The sequence below is a fragment of the Bradyrhizobium sp. ma5 genome, assembly GCF_042258955.1.
Classification (GTDB): Bacteria; Pseudomonadota; Alphaproteobacteria; order Rhizobiales; family Xanthobacteraceae; genus Bradyrhizobium.
Genome location: NZ_CP170156.1, coordinates 8,485,989 through 8,505,380 on the forward strand (window position 1 = coordinate 8,485,989; position 19,392 = coordinate 8,505,380).

Consider the following 19,392-nt stretch of genomic DNA (forward strand, 5'->3'; position numbering starts at 1 on the left):
CCCTACCCCTCCGCAGGCGCCTCGCCGAACACCTCGGCTGCGATCTTGCTGGTCTCGATCGCGGCTGGAATGCCGCAATACATCGCGACCAGCAGCAGCACGTCCTGCACCTGCGCGGCGGTGCAGCCATTGGCCAGCGCGCCCTTGGCATGGACGCGGAACTCGGTCGGCTTGCTGCTCGCCGCTGTGATGCCGAGCATCACCAGGCTGCGGATCTGGTCGGAGAGCCCAGAGCGCTCCCAGACGTCCCCATAGACGTAGGCATTGATGATGTTTTGCAGCGGCGTGCCAAAATCGCCCGCGGCCGCCATCCGCTTGGCGACTTCGACCTCGCCGAACATCTTCTGGCGCCGGCGCAGCCCGCGGGCATGGAGATCGCTGGTGTCCACCATCGTCGTCTGGCTCCCCTGTATGGGCTATTTATACGGATAAATATGTCGTACCTCAATATTTCGATAGGCCTGATGCTTGCCATTCCGATGTATTTGTCCGTATAAATTTGCCCAAAAGCAGGGACGGAGGGGACCGGGATGAAGTTACGGCTGGGGCTGCTCGTCGTCCTGCTCGCTGTGCTTCCGGCCCTGCCGGCGCTTGCAGCGGACGATTTCCCGCAACGGCCAATCAAGATCATCGTGCCGTTTCCAGCCGGCGCCGGGCCCGACAATGTCGCGCGGCTGGTCGGCCAGCACCTCCAGGACGCGTTCGGCCAGACCGTGCTGATTGAGAACCGCGCTGGCGCCCTCGGCAGCATCGGCGCCCAGGAAGTCGCCCGCAGCGCGCCCGACGGCTACACGCTGTTGATGGGCACCAACACCACCCATGCCAGCAATGTCGCGACGCTGAAAAGCCTGCCCTATGATCCGGTGAAGGATTTTGCGCCGGTGATCCGCACCACCACCACGGCGATGGTGCTGCTGGTCAACCCGAAGCTTGCGGCGAAGGACCTGCCGCAGTTCCTCAGCTACGCCAAAACCACCCCCAATCTGACCGCGGGCTACGGCTCCGGCGCCTCGCAGATCTCGATCGCGCAGCTGCAATCGCGCGGCGGCCTGTCGCTGATCGCAGCCTCCTACCGCGGCGTGCCGCAGGCGATGACCGATGTGATGGCAGGCGTCATCGACCTGACCTTCGGCGACTTCTCGGTCGCGATCCCGCAGATGCAGGGCGGCACCTTGCGCGGGATCGCCGTGACATCGGCGACCCGCAACGAGCTGACGCCCGGCCTGCCCGCGCTCTCCGAAGCAATGCCCGGCTTCGAGGCCACCATCTGGTACGGGCTGTTCGCACCGGCCGGGACGCCGGAACCGGTGGTCAACAAGATCTACGCCGAGTGCGCAAAGTACCTCGCGATGCCTGAGACCAGGAAGAAGCTCGCCGATGTCGGCGTGATCGTGGCGCCACTGGCGCCGGCCGAGTTCGGCGCCTTCGTCAAGAGCGAGGTCGTGCGCTGGTCGGCGGAGGTGAAGGCGGCCGGCATCCAGCCGCAATAGCGCGAAGCGGCGTCGCATCATGGCTCGCGAGACACCTGTCGGCATGATCGGCCTGGGCCTGATGGGATCGGCGCTTTCCGCGCGGCTGATCGATGCCGGCTTAGGCGTAATCGGCTTCGACGTCGATGCCGCGAAGAGCGACGGCTTGCGGGCCAGCGGCGCCGAGTTCACGGCCTTCGCCGCCGACGTGGCGGCACGGTGCCGGACCATTGTGATTGCCGTGTACGACGCGGCCCAGGTGATGGGCCTGCTGCCGGACCTCGCCAACGCGACTGTGCCGCCGCTCGTGATCTGCACCACCACCTGCGCGCCGGGCGAGATCACGGCGATCGCCGAATTCGCCGCGCGCGTGCGCCTTGCCTTCATCGAAGCGCCGATCTCGGGCACCAGCGCCGAGGTCCGCGCGGGCACGGCCACCGCGCTGGTCGCCGGCGATGCCGACGTCATCGCCGCCGCCGCGGCGACGCTCGACATCCTCTGCCCGCAGCGGATCCGTGTCGGCGCGATCGGTCATGCAAGCCGCACCAAGCTTGCCATCAACCTGATCCTGCAGAACAACCGCGCCGCCTTGGCCGAAGGCATCGCCTTTGCCGAAAGCCTCGGCCTCGACGGCGCGAGCTTCCTTGCGACCGCGCGGCAATCGGCGGCATATTCCAGCGTGATGGACAGCAAGGGACCGAAAATGCTGGCGCGGGATTTCGCGCCGCAATCGCATATCGTGCAGACCTTGAAGGACGCCGAGCTGATCCTGCAGGAGGCCGGCCGGCACGGCCTGCCGTTGCCGCTGACCTCGGCGCAGGCCGAGTTGCTGCGCGCGGCAATCGCGCTGCAGGGCCCGGACAGCGACAGCGCCGCAGTGATCGAGGCGATCCGGGCCGGACGCGACCAGAGCAAGGAACACTCATGATCAATTGTGCGATCGCGGGCCTTGGCCGCTGGGGCCGCGCGCTGGTCGAGGCTGCGCAGAGCGAGCCGCGGCTGCGGATCGTTCGCGCGGTGGAACCCAACACGAGCGGCGCCGCGGACTTCTGCGCGGCGCACAGTCTGTCCCCCGCGGCCAGCCTCGAGGCCGTGCTGGCCGGGCCCGATATCGATGCCGTGCTGCTGGCAACACCGCATTCGCTGCACCGGAACCAGGTGATCGCGGCAGCCAGAGCCGGTAAGCAGGTGTTTTGCGAGAAGCCGCTGGCGCTCAAGCGCAGCGATGCCGCCGAGATGTTCGCGGCCTGCCGCAACGCCGGCGTGCTGCTCGCGGTCGGGCATAACCGCCGGTTCTGGCCGTCGATGCAGGCACTGCGCGCGATGGTCGCCGGTGGCGAGCTCGGCACCATCCTGCATGTCGAAGGCCACAACAGCAACGAGAACTCGCAAGGCATCACGCAGGGCTGGCGGCTGTCGCCGGAGGAGTCGCCCGGCGGCGGGCTGACCGGGGCGGGGCTGCATGTGCTCGACGGTTTCGTCAGCCTCCTTGGTCCTGCCCGACAGGTTTATGCCCGGTTGAGTGAACGCGAGGCCGGGCCGCCGCCGCTCGACACTGCAACTTTAGCGATTGAATTTGTGAATGGCGTGAGTGCAACCCTTGCGACAATCCGCGCAACACCGTTCTATTGGCGCGTGCATGTGTTCGGGACGAAGGGATCCGCAGAGGTGCTCGACGAGGGGACGATGGTGCTACGGAAATCCGGCGAGGCACCGAAAACGACGCGCTATCCGGCGGTCAACACGCTCACCGCGGAACTTTCGGCCTTTGCCGACGCGGTCGAACGCAGACAGCCTTTCCCGGTGCCCGAAGCGGATGTGCTGGCGACGCTCGCCGCATTCGAGGCCGCGTTGCAGTCGATGCAGTCTGGACATCCGGTTGCCTGCCATACGGCATACCAGTGATGCGCCATGTCTGAACAACCGGAGAGGGCGAGATCGTCCCGCTACCGCGACATCGCCACCGGGCTGCAGAAGGACATCCGTCTCGGCACCTACGCGGTCGGCAATCTGCTGCCGACCGAAACCGAGTTGATGGCGAGCTATCAGGCGAGCCGCCAGACCGTGCGCGAGGCGCTGCGCATCCTGATCGACCAGGGCCTGATCGTGCGCCGCGCCGGCCTCGGTTCGGTGGTGATCGCCTCCGAGCCGCCGGTGCTGTTCACCCACAGCGTCAAGTCGCTCGGCGAGTGGCTGCGCTATTCCAACGAAACCTACCGCGACGTGGTCGGCAGCAGCGACATCGTCGCCGACCGCAAGCTGGCCGCGCTCCTGAAATGCGAGCCCGGCAAGAGCTGGTTCCTGATCGAGGCCGTGCGCCGCTCCGACCAGTTCGCAGCACCGCTCGGCTGGACCGAGATCTACGTGCTGCGCCGGTTCGCCGATGTCGTGACCCGCAGCGACCACGGCCGCACCCCGGTGCACGAGCAGATCGCCAAGATGTACGGCCAGGTCACCGAGCGCGCGCAGATGGAAATCTTCGTGCGGGCCATGCCGGCGCCGATCGCCAAGGCGCTCGGCGTCAAGACCGGATCCCCGGCGCTCACCGTGGTACGCCGCTACTACGGCCTGCGCGAGGAACTGTTCGAGGTCACCATCACCACGCACCCGGAAGGGCGCTACACCTACACGATGGATATGCAGCGCTCGCTGCGGCCGAAGCTCTAAGCTTTCGTCGAGACGCGTTGTTTTGATGCGAGCCGGAAGCCGCTTCGCTGAAAAACGCTAGCGCGCCCGGACCAGATGCGTGCTGCTGGCAGAGGTATGTGCCATCTGCGGGGTTCCGCTCACGCCCCAGACCACGACCGCGATCAGCGCGGCCGCCCAGACATATGGCACAGCATTCGGCTTCTTCATTTCCGAGATCATCCCCACCGTCTCAGGTGCACCGACGAACCTTACAACCTCGGTCGTGAATCTCACGACCTCAATCGTCAGCGTCTCATCAGGCACCCGTCCTTCACAACGCTACTAAGGTTAGACCTTGTCGGTTTCGGGACGTCTTCGTGCGAATCCAGAAATGATTTCGTCGGAACCGGCCGCTCTCATCCGAATTGATGAGACCGAGGTCTCAACGGCCTCGGCCGCTTGCGACAAGACCGGAGAATTTCCTGCTCAAATTTGAGTCAGTTGCACAACAAACATTCCAAAGACCCCCCGCTGAATTCTTTTTGATTGTTCGCCGGACTCCGGCCGTGGCATGCCTGCGCCTGTGACACCGCGATGACAAGGGTTCTCCCGTGACTGCCCAATCGGCCAAACCGCACGGCGGCTCCCGCCGCCACTCCCAGGAAACGCAGGACGAGGTCGCGCGGTCGCTGGAACGGGAGCTGCAGTTCCTGACGGAAGAGCGCCAGGAGCGCGCCCTCCGGCTCGGCCTCGACTTCGCAGCCAAGATGCCGAAGACCGACCACTAGGCGCACCGCCGCCCGCTTCCGATTCAACTGTCGAACAGCTACTCGGCGTCATCACCCGCGCATGCGGGTGATCCAGTATTCCAGAGACGCCTGTGCTTGAGCCGAGAAGCCGCGGCGTACTGGATCGCCCGGTCGAGCCGGGCGATGACAGTTGTGAACGAGGACGCAGCTTCGCATCCTCGCGTCATCAATCGTCCGAGCTTTGCTCTTCGTTCCGCCCTCTCGGCCGCCGGGCACTCAGTGGCGCGCGCGCGTGAGGGAGCCAGCGGCGGAAGGGCTCCCTCCTTGCGGGAGAGGGAGCCTGAGAGCGTGCTCACCTCACCGTCGTTGCACCGTGCGCGTCACCTCAAAATGACGAATCGCTATTGCCCGCCCTGCGCTTCCGCATCGACCTGCACATCTTGGCCGAAGCGATCCTTGCCGCTGAGCCTGGCCTTGCCGCCGTCGAACGTGAGCAGCCATCTGCGGTCGGTATCGCCGCCGACCAGGCGCAGGTCGATCGCAAACGTCTCAGCAGTCTGCCACGTCCCCTTCAGCGCCATCACGCCGAGCGGCGTCGGCTGGCCGAGACGATAGGTGCCGTCGAGCCCGATCGGTCCCGCCAATCTCACCACCGGCCGCGCCGAATCCGGCGTCGTTTCCAGCTCATAGCGCGGGGACGGATCGGTCAGATACAGCGTCAGCACCCGCAGATTGAGGCCGTTGGCTGGGAAGCGCCAAGTCTTGCCCGAGATGGCCGCCGCGGTCTCGGGCGCAGCACCGACCGCCGACGGCTTTTCCGTCGCGCTATCTCGCAGCGCCGCGGCAAGCTGATTGCCACCGGCGGAGTTCACCGGCAGCGCCGTGTCGGACTTGACCGCGCCGGAAACGTCGTCGGCCATCCTCCCGAACGAGCAGTAGTTGCGCGCGGTCACGACGGTGACGATGTCGAGCGCGGGAAAGATCATGATCAGCTGGCAGCGGTCGCCGACCGCCATGAAGGCCTGCTGCTTCGGCATCACCCAGAAGAAATTGGCGTAGTGCAGGGACGGATCGAACGAGGTGTGCATCTCTGTCGTCGCGTGCCTGATGCGATCGACCCAGCCAGACGACAGCAGCCGCTGCCCCTCCCATTCGCCGTCATGCAGATAGAGCAGCCCGATCTTGGCGGCGTCGCGCGGCGCGAGCAGAAGCCCGCCGCCGCCCTGCGTCAGCCCCGGCCCGATGCTGTGCCAGTACGGCGCGGCAATCCCCAGCGGGCGAAACAGTTTCGTCACCGCATAGTCCCGCGCACTCACGCCGGTGAGCTTGTTGACGATCGCGGCCAGCAGCTGCGGATTGCCGGTGTTGTAGTAGAACGTCTCGCCCGGCGGCTTTGCCATCGGACGATCCAGGATGAACTGGATCGCATCGGGGCTGCGCCCCCATTCGATCAGCGACTCCGGCCTGCCGCCCTCGACGCCCTCCGTCCAGGCCATCCCCGAGGTCATGTCGAGCATGGTCTGGATCGTGATCGCCCGCTTGCGGTCATCGAGATTGGCGATGCTGCGGTCGCCAAAGAAGTCCACCATGTGACGGTCCAGGCTGTCGAGCACCTTGTCCTTGAGCAGCATCGCGACCAGCGTGCCGGTCACCGCCTTGGTGACGGAATTGAAGAGATGCGGAATCTCCGGCGTGTACGGCGCGTAGTAAGCGTCGAGCACGATCCGGCCATGACGCGCAATCAGGAGGCTATCGAGACTGTGGGCGGCGCCAAAGTTGACGAGCCGCGCCAGCGCGCCGGAGTCCATCCCCTGCTCTTCCGGCGTCGAGCTCTGCCACTGCCGGGTCGACCACACCGGATCGGCGTCCCCTTCTGCGCGGGCTGCACCTGACAAGGCCGAGGCTGCGAGCAGCAACCCGGTCAGGATCGATACGGCCAGTCGTCTGAGATGCATGGCATGGCCTCATTTCCGCCCAAGAGAATAAGCGGACTGGTACACGTTTCCAGTCGTTTTCAGAGCGCATTTCTTGCAATTCATTTCTGACGGGGCGCTGTCATGACGCTGATCGATGGCTTGGGTTACCTCGCGTCGGCTCTTGTGTTGCTGACGTTCTGCATGAGCACGATGTTGAGCCTGCGCGCTGTCGCGATATTCAGCAATCTGGCATTCATCAGCTATGGATTGGGCGACCGGATCTACCCGGTGCTCATCCTGCACATCATTCTGCTGCCGCTCAACGTGGTGTTGCTGTTCCAGATGGTTCGGCTGCTTCGCAAGGCCAGGCGCGCCGCAACGACGGACCTTTCTCCGAGCTGGCTGCAACCGTTCATGCGGCCGAAGCATATCAAGGCAGGAGAAACGATCTTCAGGAAAGGCGATGACGCCGACCTGCTCTACATGGTCGTATCGGGCGAGGTCAGGTTTCCCGAGATCGATCGCGGGGTCTCGGCGGGCGAGTTGTTCGGAGAGATCGGACTGTTCTCTCTCGAGCGACGACGCACGCAGACTGCCCTCGCAGCTACCGATGTGGATTTGCTGTCGATCAGCGACGGCGCACTGATGAAGCTGTGCGAACGCAATCCAGGACTGTCGCTGTATTTCCTGCGGCTGACGGCGACCCGGATGACGGAAAACGCAGCCCGCGCCATCGGGGTTGCCGCGGCAGCGCCCAATCCGGCGTAAATCGCGGGGGCACTGCGTCGCTTGCAGGCCTACGGCGCGGACGACGACGCAAGGCTCGGCAGCGGCGCGAACTGCATCTCTGCAACGGCCGAGCCGGCATACGCACTGGCGATCAGGATCATGACTCGAATGGCGACGAACATGGTGCCTCCTCAGTCTTTTTGTTGCTCTCTTGATGCCAGAGACTTCTTTCCCGCCGGTGAGGAAAGCTGGTTGCCGCAACCTTGAAGGCATTGGTAAGCGAGCCGTTTACGCAAGCCCGTTCATGAGTTGGGAACCGTATCTGCCGATCGGCCAGAGCGCTAAACGCGCGGTTCACTGTGTCCAGGCATTGTTCGCCTCAATCAAGAAGGCGCAATCACAATGCCGATTTTCAGAACGATCCTTGTTGTCGTATCGATTTTTCTTGCCGGTTTGTACGTCTACGATACCTGCCGCAGCGACTGGCTCACCATGCCGGCATCGGTAAACGATATCTTTGCGCGACGATGGCCGGAACCAGATGAATTTCGTGGCACGGCTCCCCCCGTCGCCACCCTCGCCGCAACCGCGACGCCGGCGGCGCGCGTTAGGGAAACGTTTGCGATGTTCATCCCCAGGGACGCACGACGCCACGTGATGCAACGCAGCCTTTAACGCTTCGGTTCAGCCCAGGGATACGCCGGCCTTGGCGCGGCTGATCCCGAGCGCCACGATGCGATTCAACAGTACCGGGTAGTCCAGTCCATCATGCCCCGCGGCTGTCGCGAACTCCTGGCTCTTGGCGATTTCGGGATTGGGATTGGCTTCAATGAAATACGGAACGCCATTGGTGGACAGGCGGAAGTCGATGCGCGCGTAGCCGTCGAGCCCCAGGGTCCGGTAGATGCGTTTCGCCAGCCGTTGAATATGGGCGGATAGTTCGGGCGTCAGATCCTCGGCCGGCCCGTCCGCAATTCCGATGCGCTCCTGATAGCTGGTGTCGTGCTTGACCTTTTCGGTGGCGATCTGGCGCGCAGCCGGGCCGCCCATGCTGCCAAACTTCAATTCCCAAACCGGCAGGACCCGCAGCCTGTTGTTGCCGATCACGCCGACATAGAGCTCGCGTCCCTCGATGAACTGCTCGGCGATCGCGGCCGTTCCGATCCGTTCATGGATGAAGGCGACACGCTCCGCGAGCTTCTCGTCGGTATCGACGATCGACGCCTGCGAAATGCCGAGCGATCCATCGCTGCTCAGGCTCTTGACGATCAGCGGCAGCGCAAGCCGCGGCGGCCGCTTGACCTTGCGGCGCATCGGAAACACGGCGAAGGCCGGCACCGGGATGCGGCGGTGATGCACCAGCGTCTTGGACAGATCCTTGCCGCGCGCCAGGATCAGGCCGCGCGGATTGCACCCGGTATAGGGGATCTTCATCAGCTCGAGATAGCTCGCGATATGCTGGTCATACACGACGTTGTAGTGAAACTCCTCCAGCAGCGTGAACACCACGTGCGGCTTGAAGCCCTCGATCTCATCGCGCACCGGCTTGATTTCCTCTTGCACGCCGAGCGGACGCACCTCATGGCCGGCCGCACGCAGGGTACTCACCACGTCGTATTCGGTTTTCCACTCATTGATTTCCCGTGCTGAGTATCCGTCGCTGGAGTCCGGCGGCACACAGTCCGGGTGCATCAGCACCAGAATGCGAAAGTGTTTCATAGCGCGATCCATTTCCGGCGCGACGGGCCGAACAGCGCGTGCATGGTCTTGGCTGTCAGCAGGATGGTGAAGTTGGTCACCAGCTTCTGCTCGGGACCGACGGCACGCAGATTGAGCTCGCGGCAGCGCGAGATCATGTCGTCGAGCACGGCATCGAGCGTCAACTGGTTCTCGCCGGTCCACCGCGCGACCAGCTGCCTGACCTGAGCGCGGTGCCGCCTGATGAAGGACGCAGCCGGCGGATGCCGGTGATGCCGCGGATCGGCGGAGAACAGCTTCGACAGATCGCGGTCGTAGGTCTTCGGCGGCGTGAAGGCGTAGAACGCCTGCTTCTTCTTGTAGTGTTCGCCCAGCGTCTGCTTGAGCGTATGCAGCGGATCGACCCGCTCGCGTGTCGTCAGCAGCGGCCGCTCGCCGGCAATCTCGCCCATCAGCTCGTCGACATATTCGAGCTTCTTCAGCGCCGGCCAGCCGGCATATCGGGTCCGCCAGTTGGAGCGCGGCCGCAGCCACACCGCGAAGGTCTCGGCGAAATCCTCGTCCGGATGGCTCTGCGCGTACCACAGCCGGAGATGCTGGACATAATTTCGGCTGGCCGGATTGGGCCGGTAGTAGCGCGGATAGTGTTGCGACGACGGACCGAACAGCTGCTGCCAGCGCCGGCGGCGTTGCAGCTGGTAGCCGTGCTGGATGGCGTGCCCCGCCTCGTGGCGGAGAATGGCCATGCACTCGGACCACGATGCGCCCTCGACGTCGAGCATCATCTTCTTCTCGAGCTTCATCAGGCGGGGATGGGCGAGATAGAACGGAATGGCGATGCCGGGCACATCGGCCGGGCTGAACCATTCGCTCGAGATCCATGCATGCGGCCGCAGCCGGATGCCGCGCTCTTCGAGCTCTTCGTAGAGCGTGCTGACACAATCCGCGAGCCAGGTGCCTTCGACCGCAACCCTCAGACTGCTGAGGCGTTGGTCGAGCAACTGCGCATCCGTGAGCTTCTCCCAGGCAAATTTGCGGCGCGGCATAGGGTCCCAAAAGCCATGACAATTCAGAATTTCGAATGTTGTCATAGATAGGTTGGGGCTGGCAACAACCGCCGGGCCTTCGTGGTGGGCTCGGCCCGCGTGCCAATCTACCGCGCCGCGCGCTAAGGCTTGACCCAGCGCTGCACGGCAGCAGTGGTGTCGGCCGGGTTGGTGTTGAAGCAGATGGCGGCGCCGGGCGCGAGCCGGTGCACCAGATTGAGGATCGCCTCGAACAGCAGCAGCCGCTCCGGCGGCTCGCGCAGCCCGGCACCGATCACGACGCAATCGTAACGGCGCGCGTTGAGGGTCGCCGCCGTCACCGCTTCGGCCGTATCGCCGAGGTCGACGAGACAGCTCTCGACATCGTAGCCAAGCGTCCGCAGCCCCTCGATCTGCGCGTCGATGTAGCTGCGCACGAGCTCGGGCGTGAATTGCGGCATGACGGACAGATCGACGAAGGTGGGGTCGAGCCCGATCGCCAGCACGGACGGTTTCGTCATGGTCGCGGTTCCCTGACGCATTGCGATTCGGCGAACATGCCGGCGCTTTGCGTCGATCGCGAGGCCGTTCAGCCGCGGGCCTGCTCCTGCGCGGCGCGTGCCGCGACCGCGGCGCGCCGCTTGAGCAACTCACGCTCGCGCGCGTTGCCGGCCAATGCGGCGGCGGTCTCGAACGCGGTGTACGCCTCCGCGAAGCGGCTCAGCCGGTGCAGCAGATCGCCGCGCACGCTCGGCAGCAGATGATAGGCCTTTAGCGCCGGCTCGTCCGCGAGACCGTCGACGATCGCAAGCGCCGCCAGCGGCCCTTCCGCCATGCCGATCGCGACCGCGCGGTTGAGCTCGATGACCGGCGAATCCAGCAGCGCGGCGAGATCACCGTACAGCGCGGCGATGCGGCACCAGTCGGTCGCGTCAGGCATGTCGGCCTCGGCGTGGCAGGCGGCGATCGCGGCCTGCAATGCGTAGAAGCCGCCGGCGCCGCCGAGCTCGCGGGCGCGCGCCAGCGCCAGTCGCCCGCGGCGGATCTGTAGGCGATCCCACAGCGCGCGATTCTGGTCCATCAGCAGGATCGGTTCGCCGGCCGCGTCGGTGCGCGCCGCCATCCGCGAAGCGTTGAATTCCATCAGCGCCAGCAATCCGTGCGCCTCCGGCTCCTGCGGCGCGATCGAGCTCAGCACGCGGCCGATGCGCAGCGCCTCGTTGCAGAGCTGCGGCCGCAGCCATTCGTCGCCGCTTGCCGCGGTATAGCCCTCGTTGAAGATCAGGTAGGCGACCTCGAGCACGGAGGCTAGCCGCTCCGACAGCGCCTCGCCGCGCGGCGTCTCGTAGGCAAGACCTGACTCCGACAGCGTGCGCTTGGCGCGCACGATGCGCTGGGCGATGGTCGCCTCCGCCTGCAGGAAGGCGCGCGCGATCTCCTCGGTGGTGAGGCCGCAGATCATCCGAAGCGCCAGCGCGACGCGCGCCTCGCGCGACAGCAGCGGATGGCAGGCGGTGAAGATCAGCCGCAGCAATTCGTCGCCGATATCGTCGTCGAGCGCGGCATCGAAATCCGGCATGGTCTCCTGCTCCCGCACCAGATCATGCGCCAGCATGCCGTGCTTTTCGGTCCGCATGCGGTTGCGCCTGATATGATCGAGCGCGCGCCGCTTGGCGGTCGTCATCAGCCAGGCACCCGGCTTCTCCGGCACGCCACTGAGCGGCCAGTGCTCGAGCGCGGCGATCAGCGCTTCCTGGGTCAGATCCTCGGCGAGCGGCACGTCGCGCAGCATCCGCGACAGGCTGGTGATCAGCCGCGGCTGCTCGATGCGCCACACACCGAGGATGGTGCGCTTGACCTCGTCCTCCGTCACGCCGACCACCGGCATGCGACGGAGGCGACGGTCAGCACTCCATGAAGGGGCGAACCTCGCATGACAGTTCCCAATCCGGCATATGGTCGAGATGAAGCTGCATGAACTCGACGGCGCGCGCCACGGCCTCCTCCTTGTCCTTCAGCTCGAACACGGCGTAGCCGCCGACCACCTCCTTGGCCTCCATGAAGGGACCGTCGGTGACGGTGAGCTTGCGATCCTTGATCTTCACTTCCGCGCCCGCCGTGCGCGGCAACAGCGCGCCGGTATCGAGCATGCGGCCGGCCGCGATCTCGCGTTCGGCGAGCTTGCCGATCGCCTCCCTCAAAGGTGGATTCGGCAGCATCGGCTTCTCCGCCACCAGGACATACATGAAGCGCATCGGCTGTCCTCCTCTGGGCTCACTCGGGACACTGTCCGGCAAAGCCCGCGAAGGCGCGAACCTCGCAGGTGCCTTGCCAGCCGGGCATGTGATCCTTGTGGAGCTGCATGAATTCGACCGCGAGCGCCACCGCCTCTTCCTTGCTGCCCAGCTCGAAGATCGCGTAGCCGCCGATCACTTCCTTGGCCTCGACGAACGGACCGTCGACGACGCTGAGATGGCCGTCGACAATGCGGACCTGCGCGCCGGTCGCGAGCGGCATCAGCCCGCCGGTATCGACCATGCGGCCGGCCTTGATCTCGCGGTCGGCGAGCTTGTGCATGGCCTCCAGCAGCGCCGGGGTCGGCTGCGCCGGCGACTGGGGCGAGGTGACGATCGACATAAAGCGCATGAAATGCTCCTGTTTGCGGCAAGCCACGGGATTATCGCGGTGAAATCGGCTCGCTATGGGGAACGACGATCCGGCAGCCGTCGGATCGACAAGGGAAAGCAATTATTTTTGGAGAAAATGCATCAACTACGGCCGCAGCGGTAGTGCACCCCCTCTCCCGCTTGCGGGGGAGGGTCGGGGTGGGGGTGTTGCCGCAAATGACGCCGTGCATTTGCGCGGAGAAAGCCTCCACCCGCCGCAAGCGGGAGAGGCAAGCGAGGGTTAGCGCCCTATTGCTCCCGCAACATGATCAGCGGGTCGGCGCTATCGGGGACGCGGCGCCATTGGGCGTTGTCGTCGGCCTCGAACTGCCAGGTCTCGCCCTTGGGCGACATCAGGACCATCTGGCCATGGTCGAGCCGCCACAGCGTCGGGTTGAAGGCCGCGACCGCGGGATCGCATTTGCCCTTCAGGAACACCTGGAAATTGTCGTTGCCGGCGTCGGTGTTGGTCAGCACCAGCGCGCAGATCGCCTGACCATTACCGCGGACCATCGACCAGTCGCCGATCATCTGGTCCATCGACTTGGCGAGCGCGCGCGCCGCTGCGAGGTTTTGCAGGATGTAGACGCCCTCGTTGGTGCGCATGCCCTCGAAGATGCCGGTCTCGACCTCGGTGAAATCAATCACCGCCTCGCCGGCCGCATTGTGCAGCCGTACGATGTCGCCGAGGCCCTTGATGCTCCAGCCGGTGATGTCCTTGGTGAAGGGCAGCGCGGCGGCGCAGGCCGGCTCGAGCTCGAGCTTAAAGCCTTGTGGCGTCGCATCGCTCTTCAGCGTCACGACGCAGGTCTTGCTGCGCTCGGTGGTGGCGAGCTCCCACTGCCCGATCATGTCCTTCTTCAACGTCGAGACGTCCTGCGCGGCAGCCGGACCGTACGCGGCCAGCAGTACAAGCAGCACGAGGTTGAAGCGGGACAGCGGCATCAGCGGCCCTTCACCGGCGTTTCCGCAACCGGCGTCAGCGGCGGCTTGCCGGCGAACCAGTTCGTGATGTTGTCGACCACGAGCTGGTCCATCGCATTGCGCGTCACCACTGAGGCCGAACCGATATGCGGCAGCAGCACGACGTTCTGCATCGCCTTCAACTCGTCCGGCACATTGGGCTCGGCCGCAAATACGTCGAGGCCGGCGGCGAGGATGGTGCCGGATTTCAGCGCCGCGACCAGTGCCGGCTCGTCGACCACGGAGCCGCGCGCGACATTGATCAGCACGCCGCGCGGGCCGAGCGCCTTCAGCACATCGGCATTGATCATCTTCGCGGTCGAAGCGCCGCCCGGCACGATGACGATCAGGGTGTCGACCGCCTTCGCCATCTCGATCAGATCGGGATAGTGCTTGTAGGCGACGTCCTTGGACGGATTGCGCGAGTGATACGACACCGGCACGCGCGAGGCCTCGAGCCGCCGCCCGATCGCCTGGCCGATCCGGCCCATGCCGACGATGCCGATCTTGCGATCGCGCAACGAGCCGACGCTGAGCGGATAATTCTGGGTCTGCCACAGGCCGGAGCGCACATAGCGATCGGCCTTGACGAATTCGCGCAGCGTCGCGATCAGCAGCCCCATCGCGACGTCGGCAACCTCTTCGGTCAGCACGTCGGGCGTGTTGGTGACCACAATATTGTGATCGCGGGCATAATGGGAATCGACGTGGTCGTAGCCGACGCCGAAGCTGCCGACGATCTCGAGCTTGGGAAACATCGCCATCGCGGTCTTGTCGGTCGCCATCGTGTGATAGGTGACGGCGATGCCGCGGATCTTGGCCATGGTATCGGGCGTCAGCCGCTCGAGATCGCCGCGGCTCTCGGCCCGGTGCAGCACGTATTGATCGGAAAAGCCGTTTTCGAGGATTGGCCGGATCGGTCCATAAACCAACAGATCGATCTTTTCGGAAGAAATCGGGGCCATCAATTGTCCTTTCCTAACGCGCTTTCATGCCAACGCCGCAACAGAAGGTGCGAAACTAGCGCCAGCACCCCATAGATGACAATCCCGGCCAGCGATAGCAGCAGAAGTGCTGCAAACATGCGGGGAATATTCAGCCGGTAGCCTGATTCAGCGATCCGGAAGGCAAGGCCCGAGCCGGCGCCGGCGCTGCCCGCCGCGATCTCCGCGACCACGGCGCCGATCAGCGACAGCCCGCCGGCGATGCGCAGGCCGCCGAGAATATAGGGCAGCGCCGCGGGCAACTTCAGGAACAGCAGCGTCTGCAGCCGCGAGGCGCCATAAAGTTGAAACAATCCGGCGAGGTTGCGATCGACCGAACTGAGGCCGAGCGTCGTGTTCGACAGCACCGGAAAGAACGCCACGATCCAGGCGCAGACGATCACCGCGGTCTGCTGTTGCAGATAGATCAGGAGCAGCGGCGCGATCGCGATCACCGGCGTGACCTGCAGCACCACCGCATAGGGGAACAGCGAATATTCCAGCCATTTCGACTGGTTGAACAGCAGCGCCAGCACGACGCCGCCGACCGCGGCGGCGATGAAGCCTTCGAGCGTGGTCAGCAGCGTGACGCCGAGCGATTGCGACAGCACCGGCCAGTCTGAGACCAGCGTTTTCAGCACCAAAAGCGGGCTCGGCAGCACATAGGGCTGGATGCCGTAGGCGCGGACGATCGCTTCCCAGAGCACGAGGCCCGCGGCAAACACCGCGAGCGGCAGCAGAAAGCGGACGAGGTCCTGCGGAGACTTCATGCGCCTGCCTGCCCTGCATAGGACGGCGCCAGCGCACCCGAGACCTCGCGGCAGAACGCGGCATATTCGGCCGAGGTGCGGAACTCTTCACCACGCGGCTCCGACGAGGTGATGCGAAACTCGGCGCCGATCCGGCCCGGGCGCGCCGTCATCACGATCACGCGCTGCGAGAGATAGACCGACTCGAACACCGAGTGCGTCACGAAGATGACGGTCTTGTGCAGGTTGCGCCACAGCGACAGCAGGTCGTTGTTGAGGCGAAAGCGCGTGATCTCGTCGAGTGCCGCGAACGGCTCGTCCATCAGCAGGATATCGGGATCGGTGACCAGCGCGCGCGCCAGCGATACCCGCATCTTCATGCCGCCGGAGAGTTCGCGCGGATAGGCGGCCGCGAAGTCCGCCAGCCCGACCTGATCGAGCGCCGCCTCGATGCGTGCATCGGCGTCAGTCGCCGCCGCGCGCGCGAGCTTGAGCGGCAGGCGGACGTTGTCGCGCACATTGGCCCACGGCATCAGCGTCGGCTCCTGAAATACGAAGCCTACTCTGTGGCTGCCGCGCCGCTCGGCGCCGTGATGGGCGAGCTCGACCGTGCCGGCGCTCGGGGCGGCGAGACCGGCAATGAGGCGCAGCGCGGTAGACTTGCCGCAGCCGGAGGGTCCGAGTAGCGAGACGAACTCGCCGCTGACGACATCGAGGTCGAGCGGCCCGAGCGCCGTCACCCCGCTGTCATAGATCTTGGTGACGCCGCGCAGGCGCACCGCCCAAGCGGCATCAGGTCCAGACAACGCAGGCTCCGCCATCGCGCGTCCGCACCCTCAGTTCTTCGGCCGGAGCTCGACGCCGACCGCCTTGTTGACGAAGCGCAGCGTGTAGCCCTGGCGATAGTCGATCGTGCCCTTGACCACGCCGGCGCGCACCATCTTGTCGAAGAAGCTCGCCATCCGCTCGTCGGTCATGGCGCCGATGCCGTTCTTGATGGAATCGCCGGAATCGACGATGCCGTGCTCGCGCATCTTGGCGACGCAATAGGCCAGCAGCTCGTCGTTCATATCAGGGTTGAGCTTCTTGATCATCGCATTGCCGGCCGAGTTGTCGCCGTAGACGTAAGTGTACCAGCCGACTACAGAAGCATCGACGAAGCGCTGCACGAGATCCGGCTTCTTGTCGACGAGGTCGCGGCGGGTCTCGATCAGGGTCGAGTAGGAGTTGAAGCCGTAATCGGCAATCAGCAGCACGTTCGGCTTGAAGCCGGCGGCTTTCTCCACCGCAAAGGGCTCCGAGGTGACATAGCCCTGCATCGCGGTCTGCTTGTTCACGATGAAGGGCTGCGGATTGAAGGTGTAGGGCTTCACCTTGTTCTCGTCGAAGCCGTATTCGGACTTCAGCCACTGGAAGTAGCTGGTGATGCCTTCCTTCGAGATCAAAAGTGTCAGCGGTTTCAGATCCTCGATCTTGCTGACCTTGATCTCGGGATGGGTCAGGAAGACCTGCGGGTCCTTCTGGAACATCGCGGCGACGGCGACCAGCGGCACATTGTTGGTCACGGCGTCGAAGGTCTGCAGCGAGTTCGCGCTCATGAAGAAGTCGAGCTTGCCCGCGATCAGGAGCATGCGGTTGTTCTCGTTGGGACCGCCGGGCACGATTGTGACGTCGAGGCCGTATTTCTTGTAGGTGCCGTCGGCAAGCGCCTGGAAGAACCCGCCATGCTCGCCCTCGGCGACCCAATTGGTGCCGAACGAGACCTTGTCCAAAGTCTTGTCCTGCGCCCGCGCCGGGAGGAGGCCCGCGGAAACGCCGAGGGTCGCGGCCAGAACGGCTGTAGTTAACGCTCGCGGCAAAAAGGCCGGGATCATGGTTGGACTCCGTCGATCATTATGGCCCATGATGGAAGGCGGGAAGACGCGCACCGCGCCCGGAGACGCGAACGCCTCATCGATGTTAAACAAACTAGCCTGCAAATCCATCCCATGAAACGCTTGTATTGAAACGACCGGCTTGATGACTTCTCAGCTTCCGCCCCGTGACTGGACCGCCATCCACTGGCCCGACCTCGCCAAGGACGCGGCCGCGCGCTGGATCGCGGTGCTGCCGCTGGCCGCGACCGAGCAGCACGGGCCGCATCTGCCGCTCGGAACCGACGTCATGATCGGCGAGGCGTATCTGGCACGGGTTCAGGAACTGCTGCCGGCGGCGATCCCGGCGACGTTCCTGCCCCTGCAGCCGGTCGGCATCTCCACCGAGCACATCGATTTTCCGGGCACGCTGACCCTACCGACCAAGGTGGCGCTGAACAGCTGGATGGCGCTCGGCGAGAGCGTGGCGCGCGCCGGCGTCAGGAAGCTCGTGATGGTGACGAGCCATGGCGGCAATTCCGCCGCGATGCAGCTCGTGGCGCAGGACCTGCGCGCGCAACACAAGATGCTGGTGGTGACCACGAGCTGGTCACGCTTCGGCACGCCGGACGGGCTGTTCGATTCTGACGAATTGCGCCACGGCATCCACGGCGGTGCGGTCGAGACCTCGATCATGCTGGCCAAATATCCGCAAGCCGTGCGCAAGGATGCGATCGCGGACTTCAAGCCCGCGAGCGTGCAGTTCGAGAAGGACCACCGCTTCCTGTCGACCCAGCGGCCGGCGCCGTTCGCCTGGCAGGCGCAGGACCTCAATCCGAGCGGCGCGATCGGCGATGCGACCAAGGCCTCGGCCGAGAAGGGCGAGCAGCTGATCGAGCACGGTGCACGCGCGTTCTGCGAGCTGCTCGCCGACGTCGACCGGTTCGATCCGGGCGTCTTCGGGGGCAACTGACCGGGAATTCCTTCGTCTTGGCAGAGGCCGACGAAACAATTCACGAAACCATATTTCCGGCACGGCCTTCGAACCGGAACCGAAAAGCCTCCGTCCAACGGGCATGCGGAACAAACCGGACCGCGCCCAACAGGATGGAGTATCCCATGTCGATCAAGACCAAGTTTGCCGCCCTCGCCCTCACCGCACTCGCCGTGACCGGCACCATCGCGTCCACCACGTCGCAGGCCAATGCCAAGCCGTATGGCTGGGGCTGGGGCGTCGGCGCGGGCCTCGTCGGCGCCGCCATCGTCGGCAGCGCGATCGCGGCCAGTGACGGCTATTACGACAGCGGCTATCGCCGCTGCGCCTGGGTGCGCCAGTTCGACGCCTACGGCAACTACATCGGCCGCGTGCGCTCCTGCTACTGATCGACAGGTTTTTTCTCAGGCTGCGGATCCTGCGTTCGGCACGGGTCCTCATCCACCCCGTGTCGCGCACGACCCGTCCGGTCATCCCCCCGGGCGGGTCAACCGTTGCGAGCTCGCGACATGCCGGCTCGGATCACAGATATTTCGCGATCAGCCGGAAGTCGCGCAGCACGTTGCGGCCCTTCGGACCCGATGCCTTCAGCGTCTCCTCCAGGCTGTGGCCGATGTGATCGTGAATCAGCGCCTTCTTGGCGCTCTCGATCGCGCTCTCCACCGCCTGCAATTGCTGGGCGATCTGCGCACAGGGCCGGCCCTGCTCGATCATCTCGACGATGGTCTCGAGATGGCCGTTGGCGCGCTTCAGGCGCCGGGCAATCGCTGCGTGCGGATGGTCGTCTGACATTCGGTTCTCCTATCCTCCCTGGAGGATAATCATGATCCTCCCCGGAGGATAGCAGAATCGGCTTGACAGGCCATTGTGGCAGGCGTAGTGCCCGATTGCCGGAACATGCGTTCCGCACCGGGATCTGATCCCGGACATCAACCCGACCACGAGCCAACACAGAAGGCACATGGGCAGT

General features: G+C 64.9%; 24 protein-coding genes. 9 read left to right on the plus strand and 15 right to left on the minus strand.

Annotated features, from left to right (window positions below):
• Positions 1-2: 2 nt before the first annotated feature.
• Entirely contained in the window at positions 3-392 is a 390-nt protein-coding gene (locus ACE103_RS40115; RefSeq protein ID WP_223972413.1) for a carboxymuconolactone decarboxylase family protein, read from the minus strand.
• Positions 393-530: 138 nt separating this feature from the next.
• Between ACE103_RS40115 and ACE103_RS40120 the strand changes: the two genes are divergently transcribed.
• Genes ACE103_RS40120 through ACE103_RS40135 form a run of 4 tightly spaced genes read left to right on the plus strand, consistent with a single transcriptional unit; the run spans position 531 to position 4,136 of the window.
• A complete protein-coding gene (locus tag ACE103_RS40120) occupies positions 531-1,490 on the plus strand; it encodes a Bug family tripartite tricarboxylate transporter substrate binding protein (protein ID WP_375777452.1) in 960 nt (319 codons plus the stop codon).
• A 19-nt stretch (positions 1,491-1,509) separates the two neighbouring features.
• Positions 1,510-2,397 carry an NAD(P)-dependent oxidoreductase gene (locus ACE103_RS40125; protein WP_375777453.1) on the plus strand — a complete coding sequence of 296 codons (888 nt, stop codon included), beginning with the start codon at positions 1,510-1,512 and terminating at the stop codon, positions 2,395-2,397.
• Positions 2,394-3,374 (plus strand): Gfo/Idh/MocA family protein, encoded by a 981-nt coding sequence (locus tag ACE103_RS40130; RefSeq protein ID WP_375777454.1) that lies wholly within the window; start codon positions 2,394-2,396, stop codon positions 3,372-3,374. The genes ACE103_RS40125 and ACE103_RS40130 overlap by 4 nt, the downstream gene beginning before the upstream one ends.
• A 6-nt stretch (positions 3,375-3,380) precedes the next feature.
• Positions 3,381-4,136, plus strand: a complete 756-nt coding sequence (locus ACE103_RS40135) for a GntR family transcriptional regulator (protein WP_375777455.1) — start codon at positions 3,381-3,383, stop codon at positions 4,134-4,136.
• Positions 4,137-4,193: 57 nt separating this feature from the next.
• On the opposite strand, the gene ACE103_RS40140 is transcribed toward ACE103_RS40135, so the two are convergent.
• Positions 4,194-4,325 carry a hypothetical protein gene (locus ACE103_RS40140; protein WP_375777456.1) on the minus strand — a complete coding sequence of 44 codons (132 nt, stop codon included), beginning with the start codon at positions 4,323-4,325 and terminating at the stop codon, positions 4,194-4,196.
• Between the two features lie 383 nt (positions 4,326-4,708).
• Here ACE103_RS40140 and ACE103_RS40145 point away from each other — a divergent pair, with 383 nt between their 5' ends.
• Entirely contained in the window at positions 4,709-4,885 is a 177-nt protein-coding gene (locus ACE103_RS40145) for a hypothetical protein (RefSeq protein WP_375777457.1), read from the plus strand.
• A 362-nt stretch (positions 4,886-5,247) separates the two neighbouring features.
• On the opposite strand, the gene ACE103_RS40150 is transcribed toward ACE103_RS40145, so the two are convergent.
• On the minus strand, positions 5,248-6,801 hold the full coding sequence (locus tag ACE103_RS40150; RefSeq protein ID WP_375777458.1) for a serine hydrolase domain-containing protein: 1,554 nt from the start codon (positions 6,799-6,801) through the stop codon (positions 5,248-5,250).
• Between the two features lie 102 nt (positions 6,802-6,903).
• Here ACE103_RS40150 and ACE103_RS40155 point away from each other — a divergent pair, with 102 nt between their 5' ends.
• Positions 6,904-7,530, plus strand: coding sequence for a Crp/Fnr family transcriptional regulator (locus ACE103_RS40155; RefSeq protein ID WP_375777459.1), 627 nt, complete (start codon positions 6,904-6,906; stop codon positions 7,528-7,530).
• A 363-nt stretch (positions 7,531-7,893) separates the two neighbouring features.
• A complete protein-coding gene (locus ACE103_RS40160) occupies positions 7,894-8,166 on the plus strand; it encodes a hypothetical protein (RefSeq protein ID WP_375777460.1) in 273 nt (90 codons plus the stop codon).
• Between the two features lie 9 nt (positions 8,167-8,175).
• On the opposite strand, the gene ACE103_RS40165 is transcribed toward ACE103_RS40160, so the two are convergent.
• The 11 genes from ACE103_RS40165 to ACE103_RS40215 form a co-directional block, all read right to left on the minus strand.
• Entirely contained in the window at positions 8,176-9,210 is a 1,035-nt protein-coding gene (locus tag ACE103_RS40165; protein WP_375777461.1) for an ATP-grasp domain-containing protein, read from the minus strand.
• Positions 9,207-10,235: a putative zinc-binding metallopeptidase gene (locus ACE103_RS40170; protein ID WP_375777462.1), complete on the minus strand. Its 1,029-nt coding sequence runs from the start codon at positions 10,233-10,235 to the stop codon at positions 9,207-9,209. Before ACE103_RS40170 ends, ACE103_RS40165 begins: the two co-directional genes overlap by 4 nt.
• 122 nt (positions 10,236-10,357) lie before the next feature.
• On the minus strand, positions 10,358-10,735 hold the full coding sequence (locus ACE103_RS40175; RefSeq protein ID WP_375777463.1) for a hypothetical protein: 378 nt from the start codon (positions 10,733-10,735) through the stop codon (positions 10,358-10,360).
• A 68-nt stretch (positions 10,736-10,803) separates the two neighbouring features.
• Complete coding sequence (locus ACE103_RS40180) at positions 10,804-12,087, minus strand: RNA polymerase sigma factor (RefSeq protein WP_375777464.1); 1,284 nt, start codon at positions 12,085-12,087, stop codon at positions 10,804-10,806.
• A 31-nt stretch (positions 12,088-12,118) separates the two neighbouring features.
• Positions 12,119-12,469, minus strand: a complete 351-nt coding sequence (locus tag ACE103_RS40185) for a YciI family protein (RefSeq protein WP_028341793.1) — start codon at positions 12,467-12,469, stop codon at positions 12,119-12,121.
• A 19-nt stretch (positions 12,470-12,488) separates the two neighbouring features.
• A complete protein-coding gene (locus ACE103_RS40190) occupies positions 12,489-12,860 on the minus strand; it encodes a YciI family protein (RefSeq protein WP_223972363.1) in 372 nt (123 codons plus the stop codon).
• Positions 12,861-13,129: 269 nt separating this feature from the next.
• Positions 13,130-13,825, minus strand: coding sequence for an AprI/Inh family metalloprotease inhibitor (locus tag ACE103_RS40195; protein WP_375777465.1), 696 nt, complete (start codon positions 13,823-13,825; stop codon positions 13,130-13,132).
• Positions 13,825-14,808, minus strand: a complete 984-nt coding sequence (locus ACE103_RS40200; RefSeq protein WP_223972352.1) for a 2-hydroxyacid dehydrogenase — start codon at positions 14,806-14,808, stop codon at positions 13,825-13,827. Before ACE103_RS40200 ends, ACE103_RS40195 begins: the two co-directional genes overlap by 1 nt.
• Positions 14,808-15,596 carry an ABC transporter permease gene (locus tag ACE103_RS40205; RefSeq protein ID WP_375777466.1) on the minus strand — a complete coding sequence of 263 codons (789 nt, stop codon included), beginning with the start codon at positions 15,594-15,596 and terminating at the stop codon, positions 14,808-14,810. Before ACE103_RS40205 ends, ACE103_RS40200 begins: the two co-directional genes overlap by 1 nt.
• The gene (locus tag ACE103_RS40210; RefSeq protein ID WP_375777467.1) at positions 15,593-16,396 is read right to left on the minus strand and encodes an ABC transporter ATP-binding protein; all 804 of its coding nucleotides are present in this window, start codon (positions 16,394-16,396) and stop codon (positions 15,593-15,595) included. The genes ACE103_RS40205 and ACE103_RS40210 overlap by 4 nt, the downstream gene beginning before the upstream one ends.
• 15 nt (positions 16,397-16,411) lie before the next feature.
• Entirely contained in the window at positions 16,412-17,449 is a 1,038-nt protein-coding gene (locus ACE103_RS40215; protein WP_375777468.1) for an ABC transporter substrate-binding protein, read from the minus strand.
• A gap of 145 nt (positions 17,450-17,594) precedes the next feature.
• On the opposite strand from ACE103_RS40215, the gene ACE103_RS40220 reads away from it, so the two are divergent.
• Positions 17,595-18,401: a creatininase family protein gene (locus tag ACE103_RS40220; protein ID WP_375777469.1), complete on the plus strand. Its 807-nt coding sequence runs from the start codon at positions 17,595-17,597 to the stop codon at positions 18,399-18,401.
• 146 nt (positions 18,402-18,547) lie between these two features.
• A complete protein-coding gene (locus ACE103_RS40225) occupies positions 18,548-18,811 on the plus strand; it encodes a hypothetical protein (RefSeq protein ID WP_375777470.1) in 264 nt (87 codons plus the stop codon).
• 133 nt (positions 18,812-18,944) lie between these two features.
• Here ACE103_RS40225 and ACE103_RS40230 read toward each other — a convergent pair whose 3' ends face one another.
• Positions 18,945-19,214 carry a metal-sensing transcriptional repressor gene (locus ACE103_RS40230; RefSeq protein ID WP_050403822.1) on the minus strand — a complete coding sequence of 90 codons (270 nt, stop codon included), beginning with the start codon at positions 19,212-19,214 and terminating at the stop codon, positions 18,945-18,947.
• Positions 19,215-19,392 lie beyond the last annotated feature (178 nt).